The 25,903-nt window shown below is 74.1% G+C and carries 4 protein-coding genes; 1 reads left to right on the plus strand and 3 read right to left on the minus strand.

Annotated features, from left to right (window positions below; translation table 11 throughout):
• Positions 1 to 85 precede the first annotated feature (85 nt).
• Positions 86 to 1,003: a hypothetical protein gene (locus ACWEFB_RS29265; protein WP_452290554.1), complete on the minus strand. Its 918-nt coding sequence runs from the start codon at positions 1,001 to 1,003 to the stop codon at positions 86 to 88.
• A gap of 151 nt (positions 1,004 to 1,154) precedes the next feature.
• On the opposite strand from ACWEFB_RS29265, the gene ACWEFB_RS29270 reads away from it, so the two are divergent.
• A complete protein-coding gene (locus tag ACWEFB_RS29270) occupies positions 1,155 to 4,979 on the plus strand; it encodes an nSTAND1 domain-containing NTPase (protein WP_452290556.1) in 3,825 nt (1,274 codons plus the stop codon).
• Positions 4,980 to 5,065: 86 nt separating this feature from the next.
• On the opposite strand, the gene ACWEFB_RS29275 is transcribed toward ACWEFB_RS29270, so the two are convergent.
• Both ACWEFB_RS29275 and ACWEFB_RS29280 read right to left on the minus strand, forming a co-directional pair.
• Entirely contained in the window at positions 5,066 to 5,281 is a 216-nt protein-coding gene (locus ACWEFB_RS29275; RefSeq protein WP_326558193.1) for an MbtH family protein, read from the minus strand.
• Complete coding sequence (locus tag ACWEFB_RS29280) at positions 5,278 to 25,788, minus strand: amino acid adenylation domain-containing protein (protein WP_452290558.1); 20,511 nt, start codon at positions 25,786 to 25,788, stop codon at positions 5,278 to 5,280. The genes ACWEFB_RS29275 and ACWEFB_RS29280 overlap by 4 nt, the downstream gene beginning before the upstream one ends.
• Between the last annotated feature and the right edge of the window lie 115 nt (positions 25,789 to 25,903).

A 25,903-nucleotide genomic window follows, 5' to 3' on the forward strand; every position in this document is an offset into this window, starting at 1 on the left:
CACACCCATGTCCTCCAGTGGGCGGGCAGCGATACCGGGCCTGCTCGGTGGTGGCTCCAACCTGCCGCCCGCCGCACCGGTCGACTCAGTTGAAGTTCAGGTACGGCTGGACCACCGTCATCCGGTAGCCGGCCGCCCACATCTCCCCGTTCTTCGCCATCAGTTCCGGGAAGGTCCAGGCGGTGACGAACGGCCGCCCGTCGCCGCCCGGCTCCCAGATCGCGTCGTAGCGCAGGGCGCCACCGATGGTCCGGTAGACGTTCAGGTACTTGATCCGGTAGCCGATCGCCCAGTTGTTGGAGTTCGCCTGGATCATCTCGTCCCAGGTCGCGCCGAGGATCGTCGGCCGGAGGTCCGTACCCGGCATCCAGATGCCGATGTAGCGGATGTCGTTGACGAACGCGCCGGGCTGCCTCACACCGCTCGCCTGGATCAACCGGTAGCCCTGGGCCCGCATCCGGGTGTCCTCGGCCCGGAACCCCTCCGGCGTCCAGTCGACCACGAACCGGCGGCCGTCGGTGCCCGGCTTCCAGATCGCGTCGTAGAGGAACGTCCCGTTGGCCGGGTAACGGTTGATCCGCCAGGCCCGCAGGCCCTGCGCCCAGTAGACCGAGTTCTGCTCGAAGAACTGGGCCTCGGTCCAGCCGACCACGAACGGGCTGAGTCCGGTGCCGGGCTTCCAGATCGCGTCGTAGCGCAGTTCGCCGTTGTCCAGCTTCACCTGGGTCAGCGAGTCGATCCGGTAGCCCTGGTCGAACAGTTCCGAGTTGCGCTGGAGGAGCTGGCCTGCGGTGTGGGTGTGTGCCGTGGGCCGGCCGTCGCCGCCCGGCTCCCAGATGGCGTTGAATCGCACCACGGACGCGGCGACCGCCGCCCGGTCCGCCGGTGCCGGTCGGGCCGCCGCCGGGCCCGCGGCCACCGCGACAACGGCGGTCAGGCCCATGAGTACGCCGATCGTGCTGGTCAGGGCACTGACCCTGCCCCTGGTAAAGATCTTGGACATCCCGGATTCCCCCTCGTTGATTGTTACGGCGGGCACCGTTCGGAACCCGCTGCATCGATGTCTAGTCGCCGACTCGTTGTCCGGCTTCGGGTCGGCGGGCCGGACAATCAACTGCGGACAAGCTGGACCGAAATGGACCTTGGAGGGCTGGGTGCCACGGCCGGAGGGTGAGCTGGGTCCGGGCGACCCGGAGATCATGGAATTCGCGGCCGGGCTGCGCCTGCTGCGGGAGAAGGCCGGCCGGCCGGGCTACCGGGAACTGGCCCGGCGGGCGCACTTCTCCGCCACCACCCTGTCGGAGGCCGCCGGGGGCAGGCGGCTGCCGACGCTCGCGGTCACCCTGGCGTACGTGGCGGGGTGCGGCGGGAACGGTCCGGAGTGGGAGGAGCGGTGGCGCCGAGCCGCCAGGTCGGCAGCACCCGGAACCGTCGCCGGTCGCGTGTCACCCGACCCGGACGGGATCGAGCAGGAGGTGCCGTACCAGGGACTGGCGGCGTACGGGCCGGAGCGCGCCGAGTGGTTCTTCGGGCGCGAGGACCTGGTCGACGACCTGCTTCGGCGGTTGACCCGGGCGCGGCTGGTGGCGGTGTTCGGGGCCTCGGGCAGCGGGAAGTCGTCCCTGCTGCGGGCGGGGCTGGTACCGGCAGCCCTCGGTGGACGTACCCCGAAGCCGGAACCGGCGGCGGGTCCGGAACCGCCCAGCGGACCGACCCCGCCGGTGGTGCTGGTCCTGACCCCCGGGGCGGACCCGGTGGGCGAGTTGGCGGTCCGGCTGGCCCGGATGACCGGCGTGCCGGCGGGTGCGCTGCGTACGGACCTGGCCACCGAACCGGCGCACCTGCACCTGGCGATCCGGCAGGCCGTCGGCGGGGAGCCGGCCGACCCGGAGTTGTGGCTGGTCGTGGACCAGTTCGAAGAGGTCTTCACGTTGTGCCGGGACGGCGCGGCACGGGAGCACTTCGTGGCCGCCCTGCTGGCCGCGACACGGGCACCGGACAGCCGGCTGCGGGTGGTCCTCGGCGTCCGGGCCGACTTCTACGGCCGGTGCGCCGAGTTGCCGGACCTGCCGGCGGCCCTGACACAGGCGCAGGTCCTGCTCGGGCCGATGACGCCGCCGCAGGTCCGCGACGCGGTGGTCCGACCGGCCGAGCGGGCCGGTGCGATGGTCGAGGGCGCCCTGGTCTCGACCATCGTCGCGCAGGTGGCCGGGCGGGCCGGTGCCCTGCCGATGGCGTCGCACGCCCTGCTGGAGGCGTGGTGGCGACGCCGGGGCAACGCCGTGACCCTGGCAGGGTACGAGGCGGCCGGCGGGATGGACGGCGCCGTCGCACAGACCGCCGAGCGGGTCTGGCAGGAGTTCGACACCGACCAGCGTCGGGCGGCCCGGCAGGTGCTGCTGCGGATGGTGGAGGTCGGCACCGGGGACGAGCCGGTGACCAGCCGCCGGTTGGCGCGCGACGAACTCGACGACGCCGACGCGGTCACCGCGTCCGTACTGGAGCGGCTCGCGGGCGCCCGGTTGGTCACCGTGGACGGGCAGTCGGTCCGGGTGGCCCACGAGGCGCTGCTCGACGCGTGGCCCCGGCTGCGGGACTGGCTCGACGAGGACCGCGAGGGCGTACGCACCCACCGCCAGCTCACCCAGGCCGCGGCGGTGTGGCAGTCGCTGGACCACGATCCGGGGGCCCTGCTGCGCGGGCTGGCCCTGTCCCGGACCCGGATCTGGGCGGACGCCCAGCCGGGCAGCCTGACCCGCGCCGAACGGGAGTTCCTCGCCGGCAGCCAGCGGGCCGACGAGTTACGACTCACCAGGAGGCGTCGGCGGTCACGGGTGGCGCTCGGCACCCTCGCCGGGGTGGCCGCGGTGGTCACCGTGCTCGCGTCGCTGGCGGTCGTCCAGGCCGGACGCGCGGCCGACCAGCGGGACAACGCCCTGCACGGACAACTGGTCGCCGGAGCCAGGGCACAGATGGAACGCGACCCGCAACTGGCCTTCCTGCTGGCGCGGGAGGCGTACCGGTTCCGGCCGGACGTCCGGGCCGAGACCGTACTCCGGCAGGCCACCCTGAACTGGCGGGAGCTGTCGGTCCGGTCGGTGTTCGGGCCGCGCAACCGGGCCGCGGCGCTGACCCGGGACGGCCGCCACGCGGTCGCCGGCACCCCCGACGGCACCGTACGGGTCTGGCACGCCACCGACTCCTCCCCCGGTCTCGCCCCGGCGCTGCCCGATCCCGGCACGGACCTGCGTACGGTGGCGATCAGCGGAGACGGCCGGTGGGTGGCCGCCTCGTACAACGAACCGGTGGTCCGGATCTGGGACAGTTCGGCGCCCGACCGGGGACCGGTCCTGCTGCCCGGCCACACCGGCCCGGTACGCGACGTCCGGTTCAGCCCCGACGCCCGGTACCTGGCCAGCGGGGACGCCGACGGGACCGTACGGCTGTGGGACCTGTCCGGCACTCCCGCCGTGCCCCGGGTGATGCCGTACGGCGGTCGTGGTGGCGTCTTCACGCTGGCCTGGTCCGCCGACGGGCGCCGGCTGGCCGCCGGCACCGGGTTGTCACCGGCCCGGATCTGGGACCTCACCGAGCCCGGCCGGCCCCCGGTCGAGTTGGTCGACTCCGTCGACACCGACGAGTTGCTGTTCAGCCCGGACGGGACCCGGGTGGCCGGTGGCCAGGCCGGCACGCTGCGGATCTGGGCGGCATCCGGCGACGGGGAGCCGACCGTGCTGGGGCGGCTGCGCGGGGTGACCCCGGCGACGTTCAGCCCGGACGGGCAGCGGCTGATCACCACCAACGGGTACGGCGTGCTCGGGTTCTGGGACACCACCGTGCCCGGTGACCCGCTCCCGCTGCGCGGCCACGCCGGCGCGGTCCGGGCCGCCACCGTCGGGTCGGACGGACACCTGGTCAGCGTCGGCGAGGACGGCACGGTCCGCTCCTGGGACATCGACGGGCCGTTCCACCCGGACGTCACCCACCCGCACGGGGACCTGGTGCACGTGGCGCGGTTCAGCCCCGACGGCCGGCACCTCGCCACCGGCGGGATCGACGACGGACTGGTCCGGATCACCACCGTCGCGTCGCCCCTGACCGGCGACACCACGATCGCGGCCGAGCCCGCCTCGACGACAACCCTGCCCGGACACTCCGGGATGGTGCTGGAGGTGGCGTTCGCCCCCGACGGCACCCGCCTGGCCACCCTCGACTCGGCCGGGACCGTACGGATCTGGGCCTGGCCGACCGGTACGCCGACCGCCACCTTCGACGCCGCCGGATCCAGCCGGCTGGTCTTCGGCCCGGACAGCCACCGGCTGCTGACCAGCGGACCGGGCGGCGTACGGGTCTGGGACGGGATCGAGAGCGGTACGCCGAACGCGGTACCGCTGGCCCCCGCCGGCTCCGTTGCCGCGTTCGCCCCGGACGGACGGCACGTGGTGACCGGGGCCGAGGACGGGACCGTGTCGATCCGACCGGCGAGCGCCGGCACCACCGGGGCGGTGGCCCTCGGCCGGCACGACGGGGCGGTGACCTCGGTGTCGTACCGCCCGGGCGGTGGCAGTGCCGCCAGTCTCGGCCTGGACAGCACCATCCGGATCTGGCCGGTGGACGGCGGCGCGGCGACCCTGCTGGCCGCCGCCGGGCAGGGTGCGGCCACCACCCGGCTGACCTACACCCCGGACGGCCGCCACCTGGCGCTGCTCGGCGGCGGTGAGCTGACCGGGATTCAGCTCTGGGCCGCGGATCCCGGCGCCACCGAGCCGGTCACCCTGCACCCGCTCGGACCGGGACCGCTCGGTTTCGCGTTCAGCCCCGACGGTGGGCGCGCGGCGACGGTCCACTCGGACGGATCGGTCCGCACCTGGGACTGTGACGTCTGCGGTCCGGTCGACCGGGTCCTCGCCGCCGCCGCGACCAGGCGGGCGCGGTCCTTCACCCCGGACGAACGACGGGCCTTCCTGCTCGACCGGTGAACCGTGGCGATCCGGAAGCCCGCCCGGACGGGAAAGGGTTGCCCGACGCGTCCGGCGCGATCGGGCAACCCTTCGGCGACCGCGAGCTACCGGTCGGCGCCCATGGCGTCGATCAGGCTCTGCGGACGCAGGTCCGTCCAGTGCGCCTCCACGTAGTCCAGGCACTCCTGCCGGGGTCCGGGCCCGTGCACCGTGGTCCACCCGGCCGGTACGTCCACGAACGACGGCCAGAGGCTGTGCTGGTTCTCGGCGTTCACCAGCACCAGGTAGGTGCCGTCCGGGTCTTCGAAGGGGTTGGTCATCGATCTCTCCTCGGGTTGGGGTCGGTGGACGCGACGAGCACCCGCAGCGCCCGGATCCAGGTATCGGCCAGGTCCCGGACCGCGTGTCCGGTCAGCACCGCGTCGGGCCAGGTCCAGCTCGCGATCAGGTACGGCCCATCGGTGCGGTCCTCGATGTGCACGGTGACACTGAGACCGTACGCCTGCGGCATGCCCGGATCCGAGGAGTGGGCCGCCGCGACCGCCATCTCCGGGGCGAAGGACCAGTCCGTCGCCTCCGGCAGCCCGAACCGGCCCAGGTAGTTCACCTGGATGTCGGGCAGGCCGAGCGCGGCGAGCGTCGGGGCGGTCCTCGGGTTGAGGTAACGCAGCAGGCCGTACCCGAGCCCGTTGTCGGGCAGGGCCCGCAACTGGTCGCGTACCCGGGTGACGGCGGTGGCCGGCGCAGGGCTCTCGTGCGTAGCGGCCGGGTCGGTCAGGCGTACCGGTCCGGGGTCCAGGCGTACCGGGTAGACGGTGGTGAACCAGCCGACGGTCCGGGACAGGTCGAGATGGTCGTTGACGGCCGACTCCTCCCGCCCGTGTCCCTCGAGCGAGAACCGGACGGCGGTGTCTCCGTCGCCGGCACCGGGCCAGGTCTCGTTGACGGCCAGGGCGAACCCGGTCATCAGCACCTCGTTGACGGTGACGTCGAGGGCGGTCGGCAACCGGGTCAGCAGCGGCGACACCTCCGCCGGTTCGAGCGTGACCCGGACCTCGCGGGTGGTCGTCGCGGTGTCCCGGGCCGGGTCGACCGGTGCCAGCAGCGGCGCGGCGCCGGCCATCACCTCGACCCAGTACGCCAGCTCCGCCTCCCGCTCGGGGTCGACCGCCGCCTCGGCGAGCACGTCCGCCCACCGGGCGAACGGTGTGGTCGTCGGCTCCGGTTCGTCGGCGACGGCGAACACCGGAGGTTCGGCGGTGCAGGCGGTGGCGAGTTCGGGCACCAGGATCCGCCAGGAGACACCGTCGACCGCGAGGTGGTGGATCATCAGCAGCAACCGGCCCGGCCGGTCCCCCGCGTCGAACCAGACCGCCTGGACCAGCACCCCCCGGTCCGGGTCGAGCCGCTGCCGGGCCAACCCGGCCTGCTCGTCCACCAGGTCCCGAAGACCGTTGTCGTCCAACGTCGCCACGTCGACCCGCGAGATCAGTGGTCGGGCGTCGACCGTGCCCGGTGACGGAATCCGCAGGGTCCACTCGTCGCCGTCGGACTCCCCCCGGTCGAGCCGGGCCCGGAGCAGGTCGTGCCGGTCCAGCAGGGTACCCAGCGCCCGGCCGAGCCGCTCGGTGCCGAGGCCGGCCGGCACCCGCAGCACCACCGACTGGTTGAACCCGGCGATCGGGCCGGTCAGCTCACGCAGCCAGTGAATGACCGGGGTCAGCGGCACCACGGTCTCCACCGGGACCGCGACCTCGGCCAGCGCCGCGACGGTCCGCAGCCGGAACACGTCGCGGGGACGCACCTCCAGCCCGGCCCGCCGGGCCAGGACCACCAACTGGATCGAGGCGGCGCTGTCCCCGCCCAGGGCGAAGAAGTCGTCCTCGACCCCGAGTTCGGGGCGGGCCAACGCCCGTACGGCGACCGCGAGCAGTGCCTCCTCCACCGGCGTACGGGGCGCCCTGCCCTCGGTGGCCGGGTATTCCGGCACCGGCAGGGCGGAGCGGTCGAGTTTCCCGTTCGGCAGCACCGGCAGCCGGGGCAGTGCGACAAACGCGGCCGGGGTCATGTACTCGGGCAGGAGCCCGTTGAGGTGGCCGCGCATCTCGGCCCGGTCCACCGCCACTCCGGCCACGGTGACCAGGTACGCGACCAGGTGCCGGCCCCGGGCCCGGTCCTCGCGTACGACGACGGTTGCCTGGGCGATCGCGGGGTGTTGGGCCAGGGCGGCCTCGACCTCACCCGGCTCGACCCGGAACCCCCGGATCTTCACCTGGTCGTCGGCCCGCCCGGCGTAGTCGAGCTGACCGTCCGGGGTCCACCGGGCCAGGTCCCCGGTCCGGTACATCCGGCTGCCGAGCGCCCCGAACGGGTCGGCGACGAACCGTTCCGCGGTCAGTCCGGGGCGGCCCAGGTAACCCCGGGCCAGGCCGGCACCGGCCAGGTACAGCTCACCGGTCACCCCGGGCGCGACCGGCCGCAGCGCTGTGTCGAGCACGTACGCGCGGGTGTTGTGCACCGGACGGCCGACCACCGGTACGTCGCTGTCCCGGAGCCGGCCGACCAGCGCGTCCACCGTGCACTCGGTCGGCCCGTACAGGTTGTAGCTCTCGGTGCCGGTCAGCTCCCGCAGTGTCTGCCACAGGGCCGGCGGCACCGCCTCCCCGCCGACGCCGACCACCGCGAGCCCGCACCGGCCGTCGGTGACCAGTCCGGCGTCCGCCATCGCGGCGAAGTGCGCCGGGGTGACCTCGATGAAGTCGAGCGCGTCCGTACGCACCCGGGCTGCGAGCCGTCCGGGGTCGCGCCGGGTCTCGTCGTCCACGACGTGCAGGGCGTGCCCGTCGAAGAGCCAGAGCTGCGGCTGCCAGGAGGCGTCGAAGGAGAACGACCAGGCGTGGCCGACCCTCAGGTGCCGCCGTCCGGTGGCGGCGACCGCCGGCCGGTGCAGCGTGCTCCGGTGACTGTGGAACAGGTTGACCAGGTTGCGGTGGGTGACCACCACGCCCTTGGGTCGACCGGTCGAACCGGAGGTGTAGATGACGTACGCCGGGTGGTCCGGACGCAGCGGCGCGAGCCGGTCGGTGTCGTCGAGCCCGTGCCCCGCCTGCCCGGCGAGCAGGTCGGCCGTCTCGTCGGTGTCGAGCAGCAGGTGGGGGCGGCCGGTCGGGGGCAGGTCCCCGGCGAGCGCGGTCGTGGTGAGCAGCAGCACGGGGTCGGCGTCGTCGACCATCATGGTGACCCGGTCGGCGGGCAGGTCCGCGTCGATCGGCAGGTAGGCGGCACCGGCCTGCTGGGTGGCGAGGATCGCCGTGATCATCCGAGCGCCCCGGGGCAGCGCCAGCGCGACCACCCGCTCCGGGCCGGCGCCCCGGCTCACCAGCAGCCGGGCGAGCCGGTTGACCCGGTTGTCGAGTTCGGCGAAGGTCCACCCGCCGGCACCGGTGTCGTCAGCGACCACCGCCACCGCGTCCGGTGACCCGGTCACCTGCGCGGCGAGCAGCGCCGGCATGGTGACCGCCGGCACGGGCAGGGTCGTGTCGTTCCACTCGGTCAGCACCCGGTGCCGTACGGAACCGGACAGCAGGTCGATGGTCCCGACCGGAACGTCCGGTTCGTCGGCGAGCGCGGTGAGCACCCGGACGAACACGTCGGCGAACCGGCGTACCGCCTGCTCGTCGAAGAGGTCGGGGCGGTACTCGGCGACCAGGGACAGCTCCGCACCGGGCGCGACCGCCCAGGTCAGCGGGTAGTGGGTGGCGTCCCGCCCACCGGTCGGCCGGATCACCAGCCCGTCCCCGGAAGCCTCCGGCAGGTCCGGTACGGCGGGGAAGTTCTCGAACACCACCAGGGTGTCGAAGAGTTCACCGATGCCGGCCGACCGCTGGATCTCTGCCAGCCCCAGGTGTTCGTGTTCGACCAGCCGGGACTGGGCCGCCCAGACCCGGTCGAGCACCGTACCGAGCGGGTCGGCCGGGGCGCAGTGCACCCGTACCGGGACGGTGGTGATGAACAGTCCGATCATCGACTCCATGCCGGGCAGGTCGGCCGGGCGTCCGGACACGGTGGCGCCGAAGACGACGTCGTGCCGACCGGTGAGTTGGCCGAGGGCGACGCCCCAGGCGGCGTGGACCACGGCACCGAGGGTCAGGCCCCGGCGCCGGGCGAGCACGGTCAGCGCCGTGGTCACCGGTTCCGGCAGGACCACCTCGTGCAGGCGGGGGGCGATCGGCAGCCGGGTCGGCTCCGCCGGGGCGAGCAGGGTCGGCTCGGTCAGCCCGGCGAGTTCCGCCGCCCAGGCCGTACGGGCGGCGTCCCGGTCCTGGCCGGCGAGCCAGCCCAGGTAGTCCCGGAACGGTACCGCCCGGGCGAGGGCGCTCGGGTCGGCGTCGGCGGCGTACAGGGTGGACAGTTCCTCGACCAGCGGCGGCCCGGACCACCCGTCTAGGAGCAGGTGCTGGTGGGTGAGGAGGAGCCGGTGCCGGTCGGGGGCGAACCGGGCCAGCAGCAGCCGCAGCAGCGGCGGCCGGGCCGGGTCGAACCTGGCCGCCTGCTTGCCGAGCAGTTGCTGCCAGGCGTCCTCGGCGGCCACCTCGTCCGAGCCGGTCAGGTCACGTTCGGTCCACGGGACCGGGGCGTTCGCCGGCACCACGGCCACCGGTCGGCCCGACCCCAGGTAGCGGAAGCCGGCGCGCAGGTTCGGGTGCCGATCCAGCAGTGCCTGCCCGGCGCGCCGCAGCCGGTCCGGGTCTACCGGGCCGTCCAGGTCGAACCAGGTCTGCACGGTGTAGACGTCCGGCCCGTCGACGTCCAGCGAGGCGTGGAAGAGCAGCCCCGCCTGCAACGGGGTCAGCGGCAGCAGCTCCACCGGGGCCGGGTCGAGCGCGGCGACCTCGGCCCGCTCGGCCGGATCCAGGTTGAGCAGCGCACTGGGTGCCAGCACCGCGGCCGGGGCCAGGTCGTGGGCGGCCCGGGCCAGACCCGCCGGGGTACGGGCCTGGAACACCGCCGCCGGCCGGATGCCGAACCCCTCGCGGCGGGCCCGGCTGACGAGTTGGATCGCAACGATGCTGTCCCCGCCGAGGGCGAAGAAATCGTCGTCGGCGCCGACCCGGGGTAGGTGCAGCAGCTCGGCGACGAGCCGGCAGAACACCTCCTCGCGGGCGGTCGCCGGCGCGCGTCCGCCGCCGGTCGCGGCGAAGTCCGGTGCGGGCAGGGCCCGCCGGTCGAGCTTGCCGTTCGCGGTCAGCGGCAACGGGCCGTCGAGCACCACCACCGCCGCCGGCACCATGTACTCCGGCAGCAGGTCTCCCACGTACGCCCGGAGCACCGCCGGGTCCGGGACGGTCGAGCGTGCCGAATCGGGCACCGCGTACGCGACCAGCCGCACCACACTGCCGGCCCGGTCGGCGACCACCGCCGCCTGGGTCAGGTCCGGGTGACCCGCCAACGCCGCCTCGATCTCGCCCAGCTCGATCCGGAAGCCCCGGATCTTCACCTGGTCGTCGACCCGACCGAGGAAGTCGAGGTTGCCGTCGGCGCGCCAGCGGGCCCGGTCACCGGTGCGGTACATCCTGGCCCCGGGCGGGCCGAACGGAGAGGCGACGAACCGCTCGGCGGTGAGCGCGGACCGGCCCAGGTAACCGCGGGCCAGGCCACGGCCGGCGACGTACAGCTCGCCGACCACGCCGGGCGGAACCGGGCGCAGGTTCGCGTCCAGCACGTACGTCCGGGTGTTCGGGTCGGGGCGGCCGATCGGTACGGCCGCGTCCCAGTCCGGCTGCGCCGCCCAGAGGGTGGAGTTGACGGTCGCCTCGGTCAGCCCGTACGCGCCGAAGACCCGCTGCCGCCTGGCGAGCCGCCGGATCAGGTCCGGTGGCACGGTCTCCGTACCGACCAGGACGGTGCCGCCGTCGGGCAGCGCGCACTCGGCGGGCAGTGCCGACAGCAGCGACGGCGGCAGGATCATGTGGGTGACGCCGTGGTGGTGCAGGAAGTCGGTCAGCGGGTGGTCGGCGACCCGCGCCTCGTCCGGGATGAGCACCAGTCGCCCACCCACGCACAACGACATGACCAGGTCGAACACGGCCACGTCGAAGCCGACGGAGGCGAACTGCGACACCCTGCTGTCGGCGGTGACACCCATCCGGTCCACTGCGGTGGCGATCAGGCTGCCGATGCCCTCGTGGCTGACCACCACGCCCTTCGGCCGGCCGGTCGAACCCGACGTGTAGATGACGTACGCGGCGTGGTCCAGCCCCGCCGGGATCCGGGTCTGGCCGGGATCCAGCGCGTCGTCGGCCAGTCCGGCCAGCTCGGCGACGGTTTCCGGGGTGTCCAGGCCGATCCGGTCCACCCCGGCGCGTTCCGGCAATCGGTCCCCCGCCTCGGCGGTGACCAGCACCAGCCGGGTGCCGCTGTCGGTGAGCAGGTAGTCGAGCCGGTCAGCCGGCAGGGTCAGCTCCAGCGGCAGGTACGCCGCGCCGAGCTTGAGCACCCCGAGGATCGCCGCGACCATCTCCCGCGACCGGGGCACGGCCAGTCCGACCACGTCCCCGGCCCGGACACCGCGTCCCGCCAGCAGCCGGGCGATCCGGTTCGACCGGGCGTCCAGTTGGGCGTACGTCAGCTCGCCGGCCGCGTCGACCACGGCGACCGCCTCCGGCCGCTGCGCCACCCGGGCGGCGAACAGTTCCGGCACCGTGCCCTCGTCCACCGGCCGGTCGGTGTGGTTGAACTCGTGCAGCACCCGGCGTCGCTCGGTGTCGTCGAGCAGGTCGACCCGGCTCACCGGAGCCTCCGGGTCGGCGGCGACAGCCTCGATCAACCGGCTCAGCCGCCGGCCGATGGCCCGGACCGTGTCGGCGTCGAACAGGTCGGCCCGGTATTCGAGCAGCACCTCGATCGAGTCCTCGTCGGCCCGCTCACCGAAGGCGAACACCAGGTCGAACCGGGCGGCGCCGGCCGCGTACGGCTCCGGTGTGGCCTCCAGCCCGCCGAGTTCCAGCCGGTCCGAGGTCCGGTTGCGGTAGACCACCATCACCTGGAACAGCGGGTTGTCGGTGACCGACCGATCCGGGTTCAACGCCCGGACCACGGCCTCGAACGGCACGTCCTGGTTCGAGAACGCGGCCAGGTCGGCGGTCCGGACCCGACCCAGCAACTCGGTGAAGCTCGGGTCACCGGCCACGTCGGTACGCAGCACCAGCGTGTTGACGAAGAACCCGATCAGGTCGTCGAGCGCCTCGTCGGTGCGGCCGGCGATCGGGGCGCCGAGCGGGATGTCGGTCCCCGCCCCGAGCCGGTGCAGGAGCGCCGCCACCGCGGCCTGCCCGACCATGAACATGCTGGCACCGCTGGCCTGGGCGAGCCGGCGCAGGGCGCGTACGGCCGCCGGGTCCAGCTCGACGGTCGTCTCACCGCCGGCCCGGCGCGGCTGCCCCGGTCGGGGTGCCCGGTCGGTCGGCAACTCGATCCGCTGCGGTACGTCGCGCAGGGTCTCCCGCCAGAAGTCGAGCTGGCGGGCGGCGAGACTGTCCGGCGCGTCCGGGTCGCCGAGGAGTTCCCGCTGCCAGAGCGTGTAGTCGGCGTACTGCACCGGCAGCGGCGCCCAGTCCGGTGCGGCGCCGCCGGTGCGGGCCGCGTACGCGACGCCGAGGTCACGCAGGAACGGACCGTCGGACCACTCGTCGGTGGTGATGTGGTGCAGCAGGAACACCACGACGTGCTCGTCCGGGGTGAGCCGGGCGAGGGTGACCCGCAACGGCAGCTCGGTGGCCAGGTCGAACGGGCGGGACGCGGCGGCCCGGATGACCTCGGCGAGATCGGCCCGGTCGACGGCCACCGTACGCACCACGGGGTGCGCGTCAGCGGCGGCGACGACCCGCTGCGTCGGCAGCCCGTCGTGCTCGACGACGAGCGTACGCAGGGCCTCGTGGCGGAGCATGACGTCGCGGATCGCGGCGGTGAAGGCGACCTCGTCCAGTGCCCCGCGCAACCTCGCCACCAGCGGGAAGTTGTACGCCGGGGAGTCCGGGTCGAGCTGCTGGATGACCCAGAGCCGCTGCTGGGCGTACGCGGCCGGCAGCGGGTCCGGCCGGTCCACCGGGACCAGGGCCGGGCGGGCGGCGACAGCGGTCTCCGGGGCGAGCCGAGCGGTCAGCTCGGCCACGGTGGGTGCCTCGAACAGGTCCCGGATGGACAGTTCCGCGCCGAGCACGCTGCGGGCCCGGCCGATCAGCCGGGTGGCGAGCAGGGAGTGCCCGCCGAGGTCGAAGAAGCTGTCCCGGACCCCGACGGCGGGCAGGCCCAGCACGTCGGCGAAGAGCTGGCAGAGCTGCTTCTCCTGCTCGGTGACCGGGGCCTGGTCGCCACCGACGGAACCGGTCGGCTCGGCGTCCGGCAGCGCCCGTACGTTGAGCTTGCCGTTCACGGTCAGCGGCAGCGCGGAGAGGGTGACCAGGGCGGCCGGCACCATGTAGTCGGGCAACCGGAGCTTGAGGTGTTCGCGCAACCTGGCGGTGAGCGCGGCCACGCCCCGGGCGACGGCCGGCCGGTTGGCGCAGTCGGCCGGTGTCGCCGCCGCCCGCAGCGGCCGGCACAGGTCGACCGGCAGCTCACCGGTGGTGAGCAGGTCCGGTGCCACGAACAGCGCGTCGAGGCTGCCGTCGGAGACCGGCGACCAGGTGGTGAAGACCCGGTAACCGAGCCGCTCCCCCAGTTCGTGCAGGTCCTCCGGTTCCACCGGGGCCGCCGTCGGTGTGCCGGCGGCGTCGGCCCGGTCCGGGTCGAGCCCCCGCAGCACCGCCTGTTCGGCGGCGAGCCGGGCATTGGGTACGCGTTCCACCCGCAACCGGTCCGGTCGGCGTCGCGTCAGGTGGTCGCCCAGTGCGGCCAGGTCGGCGGTGTCGTCGCCCCAGCGGATGGTGGGCACCTCCGCCAGGGAGAGCAGGTCGGCGGTGGACGGGGTGTCGAGGCGGCGCAGGACGGCGTCGTACCGGTGCCGGGTCAGCTCGTTGTGCCGGTGGCCCCGCTTCGTCCGTACGGTCACCGCGACCGGGGTGGTCTGCGCCCAGGTCGCCGGCAGGGACGCGAACAGGTCCGGGTCGACCAGCAGTTCCTTCTCCAGCAGGACGCTGCGCTCGACCGCCCGGCGCAGCCGGTCCGGGTCGGTCCCGGCCCCGGACCTGGTCGCCTGCACGGCCGCGTGGAACGTCCGGGCCAGGCGCAGGTTGCGTACGTCGCCGACGAACAGCGAACCGCCGGGTACCAGCAGGTCGACCGCCCCGGCCAGCACCTCGACCAGGTACTCGACGCTGGGGAAGTACTGCACCACCGAATTGATCACGATGGTGTCGAAGTAGTCGCGGGGCAGCCCGTCGAGCACGTCCGCGGGCTGGTGGCGCAGCTCGACCCGGCCCGCGAGTTCCCGCAGGTCGGCGATGTCGGCCCGCAGTTTCTCGATCACCGGACCGGCGAAGTCGGTACCCCAGTACGTCTCGCACTCCGGGGCGAGCCGGGACAGCAGCAGCCCGGTGCCGACCCCGATCTCCAGTACCCGGCGGGGACGCAGCTCCCGGATCCGGGCGACCGTCGCCTCCCGCCACTCCCGCATGTCGTCGAGCGGGATCGGCTGGCCGTCGTAGCTGCTGTCCCAGCCGGCGAAGTCCTCGTCGGCCACGGCGGTGCCGATCGTGTTGTACTCGTCGTGGTAGATCTGCTGCCACTCGGCCAGGTGCTCGCGCTCGTTGCCGGCGTCGACGCCGGCGACCGGTACGACGTACCCGATCAGGCGCCGGCCGGCGCCGGACGCGCCCTCCCTGGCGATCACCGCGGCGCGGGCCACCTCGGGATGCTCGGCCAGCACCGACTCGATCTCGCCGAGTTCCACCCGGTAGCCCCGGATCTTGACCTGGTCGTCGGTCCGGCCGAGGAAGTCGAGGTTGCCGTCGGGGCGGCGGCGGGCCAGGTCACCGGTGCGGTAGAGCCGGTCACCGGGGGCACCGAACGGGTCCGCGACGAACCGCGACGCGGTCAGCCCCGGCGCACCCAGGTAACCCCGGGCCAGACCGGCGCCGCCGATGTACAGCTCGCCGGGGCAGCCGTCGGGCACCGGACGCAGCCAGGGGTCGAGCAGGTGGGCGTGCGTGTTCCAGATCTCCCGCCCGACCGTCGGGGTGGCACTGTCCTCGGTGCCGCCGCCGAGGGTGTTGATGGTGTACTCGGTCGGGCCGTACAGGTTGTAGCCGAGGGTGCCCTCGGTGTCGCGCAGACTGCTCCACACCTGCTCGGAGACGGCCTCACCGCCGAGCAGGACCAGCACCGGGCGGTGCCGTCCGGCCGCCGGGTCGTGCCGGAGCAGCCCCTCGGAGATCAGGTGGTCGGCGTACGTCGGGGTCACGTTGACCACGTCGATCCGGTGCCGGTCGCAGTACGCCACCAGCGCCTCCGCGTCGCGGCGCAGGTCCTCGTCGCAGACGTGCACCTCGTGCCCCTCGACCAGCCAGAGCAGTTCCTCCCAGGACATGTCGAAGGCGAACGAGACGGTGTGCGCGATCCGCAGTCGCCGCCCGCCGGCCGCCGCCACCGTCGGGCCGAAGATGGCCTCCTGGTGGTTGAGCTGCATGTTGGTCAGCCCCCGGTAGGGCGTGACAACACCCTTGGGGCGGCCGGTGGAGCCGGAGGTGTAGATGACGTACGCGGGGTGTTCGAGCCGGTCGGCACGGGTGCTGGCGAACTCGGGGTGCTCCGTGTCGGTGATCGAAGTCGGCGGCAGCGCGTCGAGTTCTGCGGCGACCGCCGGATCGTCGAGGGCGACGATGCCGGGGACCGGCAGTCGGGTCGCCACGGCGGTCGTGGTGAGCACGCAGACCGGGGACGCGTCGGTGACCATGTGCGCCAGCCGCTCGGCCGGGTGGTCCAGTTCCAACGGCAGGTACGCGGCCCCCGTACGGAGCACCGCGAACAGTGCGGCCACCATGTCCGCCGAGCGGGGCAGGGCGAGCGCCACCACCCGCTCCGGGCCGGCGCCCCGGGCCAGCAGCAGCCGGGCCAGCCGGTTCACCCGCGCGTCCAGTTCGGCGTAGGTCAGCCGGGACTCGCCGAAGACCAGTGCGGTCTCGTCCGGCGTACGCCGGGCCTGCGCCCCGAGCAGGTCGGCGACCGTCTCGTTCGGCAACGGTCGCCCCGTCGCCCGGGCCCGGACCGCGACCGCCGCCCGTTGCGCCGCCGGAAGAACGTCCAGCCGGCCGACCGGCCGGTCCGGGTCACCGGCGAGCCGCTCCAGCGCGGTGGTGAACCGGTCCAGCAGGGTCGCCGCGGTGGAGGCGGCGATCGCGTCGTCCCGGTACGCCAGCGTCGCCCGTACGGTCCGGCCCGGTGCGACCACCAGGGTCAGCGGGTAGTGGGTGGCGTCCACGCTGCCGACCTCGGTCAACCCGTGCCGGTGTGTGCTCTCCTTCCCACCGCCGACCTGTTGCAGCGCGAAGAGGGTGTCGAAGAGCTGGGCGTGCCCGCTGCCGCGCTGCACCTCGCCGAGCCCCAGGTACTCGTGGGCCATCAGCGCGGTCCGGGACGCCTGGATCCGGCGCAGCAGGTCACCGACCCGCTCGGTCGGGTCGAGGGCGACCCGTACCGGCACGGTGTTGAGGAACAGGCCGACCGCGTTCGCGACGTGCGGGATCTCCGCGGGCCGCCCGGCGACGGTGGCGCCGAACACGACGTCGGTACGCCCGACCGCGTTCGACAGTGCCAGTGCCCACGCGGCGTTGAGGACCGTGTTGAGGGTGACCCCCTGCTCCCTGGCGGCAACGCGGATCCGGTCGGTCACCACCTCGGACAGCTCGGCCCGGCGACGCTGGGGCAGGACCGGCCGGCGGGCCCGGTCGACCGGCGCGACCAGGGTCGGCTCGGCCAGGTCGGCGAACTCGGCCTGCCAGGCGGCCAGGCCGGCGTCCCGGTCCTGTTCGGTCAACCAGACCAGGTAGTCCCGGTACGAGCCGGCCGGCGGCAGGTCGGTGTCGTCGCCACCGGTGGCGTACAGGGCGAGGAGCTGGTCGAGCACGATCGCGGCCGACCAGCCGTCCCAGAGCAGCACGTGGTGGGTGATGACCAGCCGGTCGGTGCCGTCGGCGAGGCGGAGCAGGAGCAGCCGGAACAGCGGCGGCCGGGCCAGGTCGAACCGTCGGGTCCGGTCGTCGGCGAGCAGTGCCTCGATCCGCGCCGCCCGGTCTGGACCGGACACCGTGGAGAGGTCGACCACGGTCAGTGGCGGTGGCGGGTCGGTGGTGACGAACTGGACCGGGGCGGTCAACCCGTCGCCGGTGAAACCGGCCCGTAGGCCGGGGTTGCGGGACAGCAGGGTCACGCAGGCGGCTCGCAGCCGGTCGGCGTCCATCCGGTAAGCCACGTCGAACGCGACCTGCGCGGTGTAGACGTCGATCTCACCCTGGTCGTAGCTGGCGTGGAAGAACAGCCCCTCCTGCAACGGCGACAGCGGCCACACCTCGGAAACCGGCCACGGGCTCCGTTCCCGGACCAGGTCCAGCTCCGCCGGGTCGATGGTGGGCAGGGAGTCCGGGTCGGCCGTGGGTGCGGTCAGTTCGGCCAGCGCGGCGAGCCAGTCGTCGGTGAGTTCGCGTACGTCCGACTCGTCCCAGACGGCCGTGGCCCAGGTCCAGGTGGCGGTCGGGGTGGTGGCCCCGCCCCGGACGGTGATCTGCAACGGGTGCGGGTGGGCGGTCGGAGCGGTCAGCCACCCCGCGCCGGGCAGGGCGTCCGCGTAGTCGACGAGCACCGGCGGGCGGGCCACCTGGGCGAGGATCGGGGCGGCCTGCGGGTTGAGGTGACGCAGCAGGTCGTACCCGGATCCGTGGTCCGGTACGGCGTCACGTCGGCGGGCCACCTCGGCGAGCGCGTCGGCGGGATCGGTCGAGGCGGGCAGGCGTACGGGATACACCCGGCCGAGCGGTCCGACCGTACGGGAGAGGTCGTGACCGGTCACGGTACGGCCGGGGGTCACGACGTCGACCAGCAGGTCACCCGTGTCCCGACCGTGGCGCTGCCGCCACCGGGTCACCGCGACCCGCAGGGCGGCGAGCAGCACGTCGACCGGGTTGTCGTCGGCGATGACGCCGAGGTCGAGGTCGAGGTCGAGGTCGATGGTGGACCGGGCCGCCGGGTCCGCGCCCGCCGGCAGTGGCCGGGCCAGCGGGTCCGCGCCGGGTGCGAGGGTCTGCGCCCAGTGCGTCAGCTCGGTCAGCCGGTCCGGGTGCTGGGCCTGCTCGCCCAGGGAACGGACGTGTCCGCGCAGGGAGGTGTGCACCGGAGCCGTGTCGAGCGCGCGGGCCGCCGTCGCGGGGTCGAGCCGGGCCGCGTCCAGCAGTTCGGAGAGGTCGGCCAGGAGGATCGGCCAGGACGCCTCGTCCACCGCCAACCGGTGCGCGGCCAGCAGGAGCCGGCCCGGCCGGTCCGGACCGTCGTCGAACCAGACGACGTCGAACACGGCGCCGACCTCCGGGTCGAGTCGCCCGAGCGCCGCCCGTACCGCCGCATCCACCCGCGCCCGTTCGTCCAACTGCGCCGGCTCGGAAGTCGTCGTTGCGGTCATGACGGTCAGCGCGACGTCGTCCGTCGTGGGCCCGCCGGTCGGGGCGATCTGCAGCGTCCAGAGCAGCGAGCCGATCCGGGTCAGCCGCTGGCGCAGCCCGTCGTGCCGGTCCAGCAGGGCCGCGAGGGCGGCGCGGACCTGCGTCGTGGTCGTCCCGGCGGGGGTACGGGCGAGCACCGCCGTTCCCGCCCCGGTGACGGGCAGTCCGCTCTCCCGCAGGCGGTGTACCGCCGGGGTGGGCGGCAGGTCCCCGTACCGGTCCGAGACCTGCTCCGGCTCCGGGCTAGCCGGCGCTGGAGCCGGGGCCGGGACAACGGGTTCCGGTCCGGCCAGTTCCGCCAGGTGGGCCGGTGTGCGGTGGGTGAACACGGCGCGGGGGCTGATCGGGATGTCATGCACGTGGGCCCGGTTCGACACCCCGATGGACTGGATGCTGTCCCCGCCGAGCACGAAGAAGTCGTCGTCCGGACCAACCTCGGGCAGCCCGAGTACGGACGCGAAGATCTCGCAGAACAGCCGCTCCCGTGCGGTACGAGGCGCCCGGCCGGCGACCCGTACGGGTTGCGGCTCCGGCAGCGCGTCGAGATCGAGCTTGCCGCTCGGCGTACGCGGCAGGGTGTCCAGCACCAGCACCGAGGCCGGCACCAGCGGTGCGGGCAGGGTCGCGGCGAGCCCGGCCAACAGAAGGTCCGGGTCGATCGTGGTGCCCGGCCGGGCCACCACGTAACCGAGCAGGCGGGTCGTCCCGGCGGCTCCGGTCCGGGCGACCACCGCCGAGGCCGCCACCTCGGGCAGCCCGGCGAGCCGTGCCTCGATCTCGCCCAGTTCCACCCGGTGGCCCCGGATCTTCACCTGCCGGTCGGTCCGCCCGAGGTACTCGAGGGTGCCGTCGGCGGCGGACCGGACCAGGTCGCCGGTGCGGTACATCCGCTTCCCCGCCGGGCCGTACGGGTCGGCGACGAACCGGTGTGCGGTCAGGGCCGCCCGGCCGAGGTAACCACGGGCGAGTTGCACCCCGGCGACGTAGAGCTCACCGGGCACACCCGACGGCACCGGACGCAGTCCCTCGTCGAGTACGTAGAGCCGGGTGCCGGCCACCGCGCGGCCGATCGGCACGGTTCCCCCGGTACCCGGACCGGTGTGCCCGTCGACCGGGTCGGCGCAGGTGACCTGGATCGTCGCCTCGGTCGGGCCGTACACGTTGTGCACCGGCACCCCGGTCAGGTCCTGCCAGCGGCGTGCGACGGCGTCGCCGAGCGCGTCGCCGCCGGCAAGTACGCGGCGCAGCGTGCCGACCGCCCGGTCGTCGCCGCCGACCTCGACCGCGTCGGCGAACGCGGCCAGCATCGAGGAGACGACAACCAGCGTGCTGACCTGGTGCCGGCGGACCGCCTCGGCCAGCCGGGCCGGGTCGCCGGTGGCGTCCGGTGCGGTGAGCACCACGGCGGCGCCGGCGGTCAGCGGCCAGAAGATCTCCAGCGCCGCCGGGTCGAAGCTCGCCGACAGGTGGTGCAGCACCCGATCGTCGGCCGTGAGCCGGAACCGCTCCTGGACCCAGGCGAGCTGGCTGGCGATCGCCGAGTGCGGTACCAGCACACCCTTCGGCTGCCCGGTGGACCCGGAGGTGTAGAGCAGGTAGGCCGGATGCCGCGGGTCGACGAAGGACGCCTTGTTGTCGTCTGCCGCGAGGCCACTGCCGGCGACGTCGTCCAGGACGAGGAGGTCGAGGCCGGCGGCGGGCAGCAGGGGTGCGGCGGAGGCGGTGGTGACCATTGTGCGTACGCCGGAGTCGGCGAGCAGGTACGCCAACCGGTCCGCCGGGTGGTCCACGTCCAGCGGCAGGTACGCGGCACCGGCCTTGAGCACACCGAGCAGGGCCACCACCAGTTCGGCCGAGCGGGGCACGGCGACGGCGACGACCCGCTCCGGTCCGGCACCCCGGGCCACCAGTTGGGCCGCGAGCGCCGCGGCACGGGCGTCGAGTTCGGCGTAGCTCAGGGTGCCGTCGTCGGACACCAGGGCGGGCGCGTACGGCGTCCGCGCCACCTGCGCCTCGACCGCGTCGACAAGCGTGGTGGCAGCACCGACGTGGTCGGGGCCGGTCAGCGCACCGACGTGGTCGGGGCCGGCGAGGCGGGCCAGGAGGTCCTGCCGCTCGGTGGCGGAGAGCAGGTCGACCCGTCCGACGGGACGGTACGGATCGTCGACGACCTGTTCCAGCAGCCGGGTCAACCAGCCCGCGATCCGGTGTACAGCGGCCCGGTCCAGCCGTGCCGCGTCGTGCTTGAACCGCAGCTCCAGCCGGTCGCCGGGAACGACGATCAGGGCGAGCGGATAGTGTCCCGCGTCCCGGTAGTCGGTCCCGGCGACGGCGAGGTCGCCGCTCGGGTCGCGCAGGTCCGCCGGGTCGGGATAGTTCTCCAGCACGACCAGGGTGTCGAACAGTTCGTCCAGGCCGGCGATCCGGTGCAGTTCGGCCAGCCCGAGGTGCTGGTGGTCGAGCAGGTCCGACTGTTCGCCGTGCAGCCGGGCGAACACGTCGGCCAGCGGCTCCTCCGGCCGCCAGCGGGCCCGGATCGGCAGGGTGTTGATGAGCAGCCCGACCAGGTCGCCGATGCCGTCGAGGTCGGCCGCCCGGCCGCTGACGGTGGTGCCGAACAGCACGTCACGGCGTCCGGTGAGGTGGCCGAGCAGGATGCCCCAGGCGCCCTGGAGCAGGACCCCGAGGGTGATGCCCTGCTCCCGGGCGCGGGCGCCGAGGCCGGCGGTGGTCGGAGCGGGCAGCGCGATGCGTACCTCGCCGGGGCGGGCCGGCTCGTCGCTGCCGGCCGCCGGGACCAGCCGGGTCGGCTCGTCCACCCCGGACAGTGCCTGCGCCCAGGCGGTCCGGGCGGCGTCCCGGTCCTGCCGGGCGAGCCAGGCGAGGTGGTCCCGGTACGGCGTGACCGCCGGCAGTTGCGGTGCGGTGTCGGCGGGCCCGTAGAGGGCGAGCAGGTCGCGCAGGAGGACCGGCACCGACCAGCCGTCGGCGACGATGTGCGGGAACTGGAGCACCAGCCAGTGCCGGGTGTCGTCGCGACGCAGCAGCAACGCCCGCAGCAGCGGTGGTCGGCCCAGGTCGAACGGGCGGGCCCGCTCGCTGTCGGTTTCGGCGGCGAGCCGGTCGCGCTGCCCGGACTCGTCGAGCCCCGACAGGTCGACGGTCCGCCAGGGGAGGTCGACACCGGTCACCACGGCCTGGATCAGCCGGCCGTCGGGGGCGAGCCGGAACCCGGCCCGCAGGGGCGCGTGCCGGTCGAGCATCCGCTGTCCGGCTCGGCGCAGCGCGGCCGGGTCGAGCGGTCCGTCGAGGTCGACGATGAGCTGCACGAGGTACGCGTCGGTGCCGGTGCCGTCGGCGAGGGCGTGGAAGTAGAAACCTTCCTGCATCGGGGTCACCGGCAGCGCCTCGACCAGCCCGGGCAGGTCGGCGGCGAGTTGGGCGGTGGCGTCCGGGTCGAGCACCGGCGGGAGCGGTGCGGTCGCGGGTGCGTCGGTGGCGGGCACGGCGAGCGGGGCGAGTTCGGCGACCGTACGGCTGACGAACACCTGCCGGAGAGTGACCGCCAGACCGGCCTGCCGGGCGCGGATGACCAGTTGGATGGCGACGATGCTGTCCCCGCCGAGGGCGAAGAAGTCGTCGTCGATGCCGACCGTGGGCAGGTCCAGCACCTCGGCGTAGAGGGTGCAGAGCAGTTCCTCGCGGGCGCTGCGCGGCCGTACGCCGGTGCTGAGCGCGCCCCGGTCGGGGACGGGCAGCGCGGCCCGGTCGAGCTTGCCGCTGCCGGTGACCGGGAGGCGGTGCAGCGGCACGATGGCGGCCGGCACCATGTACTCCGGCAGCCAGGCGCGGGCCTGTTCGCGCAGCCGCCGCAGCAGGGTCGGGATGTCCCGGAAGCGGACCGGGTGGTTGCCGTGCTCGGGGCTTCGGGGACCGGACGAGGTGGCGCGGTAGGCCACGACGGGGGCGGTGGCCCCGGAGTCGGCGGTGAACAGGACGTCGAGGCTGCCGTCGGTGGCGTCCGGGGTCCAGGTGACCGCGACCGCGTACCCGAGCCGGTCGCCGAGGCGGTACAGGGCCTCCGGGTCCACCGGATCGGGCACCGGTGCCGGGTCGCCGGCCAGGGTGTGGGCGGCGGCGAGGTCCACGGTCAGTCGCGCGTTCGGGACGGCGGTGAGCCGCAGCGACGCCGGACGCTCGCGAGCCAGCAGGTCCGCGAGCGCGTCGAGGTCCGCGATCCCGGTCCCCCACGGGTACGCCGGTGGCTCGCTCCCGCCGGACGCCGGCGCGGCGGGGCTGTCGGCGCGGCGGCGGAGGACCACGTCGTACCGGTAGCGGGTCAGTTCGTTGTGGTCGTCGCCGCGCTTGACCCACAGGTCGGTGCCGTCGACCTGGGGTAGTTCGCGGGCGAGCGCGGGGAAGAACTCCGGGTCGAGCAGGAGTTCGCCCTCCCAGGCGAGGTCCTGCTCCATCGCGGTCCGGGCCTCGTCGAGACCGGTGGTGTCGAGCCCGGCGGGTCGGCGTCCGACCTGGATCGCGGCCCGGAAGCAGGGCAGCAGGCGCAGGTTGCGGACGTCGCCGACGAAGACCCGGCCGCCGGGTACGACGAGGTCCACCGCGCGACGCAGTACGTCGGCGAGGTAGTCGGCGTCGGGGAAGTACTGCGCCACCGAGTTGACGACGACAGTGTCGAAGTAGCCGGTCGGCAGCCCGTCGAAGCGGTGCGCCGGCTGTGCCCGGAGGGTGACCCGGGCGGCGAGGTCGGGGTCCCGGTCGACCTGCCGGCGCAGCGAGTCGATCGCCTGCTCGGACAGGTCGGTGCCCCAGTAGTCCGCGCAGCCGGGAGCGAGGCCGGACAGGAGCAGTCCGCTGCCGACGCCGATCTCGAGGATCCGCTCCGGGCGCAGCGCGGCGATCCGGGCGACGGTGGCGTCCCGCCAGGCCCGCATCTGCGGCAGCGGGATGGGCTGGCCGTCGTAGCTGCTGTTCCAGCCGGTGAAGTTCTCCGCCGCCGGTTCGGTCGTACCGGCGGTGTAGAGCAGTTCGTGCAGGTCCTTCCACTGGGCGACCTGGTGTTCACCACTGCCCTGTGCGGGCTGGTCACCGCTGGCCGGCACGACGTACGCGACCAGGCGGCGCTCGCCCGGTTGGTCCTCGCGGACGGTGGCGACCACCTGGGTCACGTCCGGATCGCGGGCCAGCGCCGACTCGACCTCGCCGAGCTCGATCCGGTAACCCCGGATCTTCACCTGGTCGTCGGCGCGGCCGACGAAGTCCAGTTGACCGTCGGCGCGCCACCGGACCAGGTCACCGGTCCGGTAGAGCCGCTGCCCCGGCTCGCCGTACGGGTCGGCGACGAACCGCTGGGCGGTCAGCGCCGGCCGGCCGAGGTAACCCCGGGCGAGTCCGGAACCGCCGAGGTACAGCTCACCGATCACCCCGACCGGAGCCGGGCGCAGGAACGGGTCGAGGACGTACGCACGGGTGCCGGGATCGGGTCGGCCGATCGGGACCGAGGAACCGGGGCGGGTGGTCGGGGTGCAGCGGCCCAGGGTGGAGTTGACGGTCGCCTCGGTCGGCCCGTACGCGTTGAACATCCGCTGCCGTCCGGCGTACCGGGCGACGAGTTCGGCGGAGACGCGTTCGGTGCCGGCGAGCAGGGTCGCACCCTCGGGCAGCTCGACCTGCGGCGGCAGGGCGGCCAGCAGGGCCGGCGGCAGGATCATGAAGGTGACGCCGTGCTCGTGGGCGTAGTCGGCGAGTTCGGCGGTGGGCAGCCGCAGCTCGCTGGGGACGACCACCAGCCGGCCACCGGAGAGCAGGGCCAGGCACAGGTCCCAGAACGCCACGTCGAAGCTGGGCGACGCGAACTGGAGGATCCGGCTGTGCGGGCCGATGCCGAAGCGTTGCGTCTGGGTGGCGAGCAGCTTCGCCACGCCGGTGTGGGAGAGGACCACGCCCTTCGGACGACCGGTGGAGCCGGAGGTGTAGATGACGTACGCGGTGTTCAGCACGCTCAGCGGCGCGGTCCGGTCCCGGTCGGTCGGGTCGGTGTCGGGGCAGGCGGCGATCTGGTCGGCGAGATCCGGCTCGTCGACCAGCAGCCGGGCGGTGCCGGGGCGCTCGGGTACGTCCCCGGCCAGCTCGACCGTGGTCAGCAGGCAGATCGGCGCGGCGTCGGCGAGCATGTACCCGATCCGCTCGGACGGGTAGTCGACGTCGAGCGGCAGGTACGCCCCGCCTGCCTTGAGTACGGCAAGTTCGGCCACGAACAGGTCGACCGAACGGGGCAGCGCCAGCGCGACCAGGCGCTCCGGACCGACCCCGGCGGCGATCAGCCGGTGGGCGAGCCGGTTGGCCGCAACGTTCAGTTCCCGGTACGTCAGCTCGGTCCGGTCCAGCACCAGCGCCACCGCGTCCGGGGTGCGCCGGACCCACGCCTCGAACAGCTCCGGCAGCGGTGCCGACGGACCCTCGATCGCGGTGTCGTTCCACTGCTCGACCATCAGGTCACGTTCGTCCCGGTCGAGCAGGTCGAGGCGGCCGAACGGGTGGCCCGGCCGGCTCAGCCCGTCGGTGAGCAGTCGCTCCAGGTGGCCGAGCAGCCGTTCGGCACCCGCCCCGGTCAGCGCCCGGCCGGAGTGCCGCAGGTCCAGCGTGAACGTGCCCGCTGACTCGGTGAGACCGAGCCACAGGTCGAAACCGGGGTCCGGGGTGCTGGCGTACCCGACGTTGGTGAGCGGGGTGTTCCGCTCCGGGTCCAGGTGCGCGGCGATCGCCGGCAGCGGCAGCGCGTACGCCGACGCCTCGACCCGGGCGGCGGTGACCCGGGCGACCAGGTCCCCGAGGCCGGGGTCGCCGTGCAGGTCGAGCCGCAGCGGCAGGTCGCCGGCGGTCAGCACCAGGTCGGTCCCGTTGTTGTAGCGGGCGAGCAGGGCCGCGAACCCGGCGAGTACCACGTCGTCCACGCTCGCGCCGGCCCGCCGCGCGTGTTCGGTCACCAACACGGCCAGGGTGGCGGGCAGTGCCCGCCGGTGGCCGCCGAGGTCCGGGTCGATGTCCTCGGTGAGTTCCCGTTCCGGCCCGTCGGAGGGTAGTGCGATCTCCGGCGCGGCCGGGGTCAGCCGGTCGCGCCAATACCGGAGCGCGTCGTCCACGGTGGTCAGTTCGCTGGCGGACAAGAAGACTCACACCTCTTCGACAGGGTTGCGCGGGAAGTGCGCGGGACGGCGACGGGCGCGGCCGGTCCCGCGTCGGGCAGGCCGTGCGGGGCACGGTGTCCGACCGGCCATGGGG

It is taken from the genome of Micromonospora sp. NPDC004704 (assembly GCF_053601675.1).

Coding starts and splice junctions, on each gene's coding strand:
- ACWEFB_RS29265 (WP_452290554.1), bottom strand. CDS start 1,003: ATGTCCAAGATCTTTACCAGGGGCAGGGTCAGTGCCCTGACCAGCACG.
- ACWEFB_RS29275 (WP_326558193.1), bottom strand. CDS start 5,281: ATGACCAACCCCTTCGAAGACCCGGACGGCACCTACCTGGTGCTGGTG.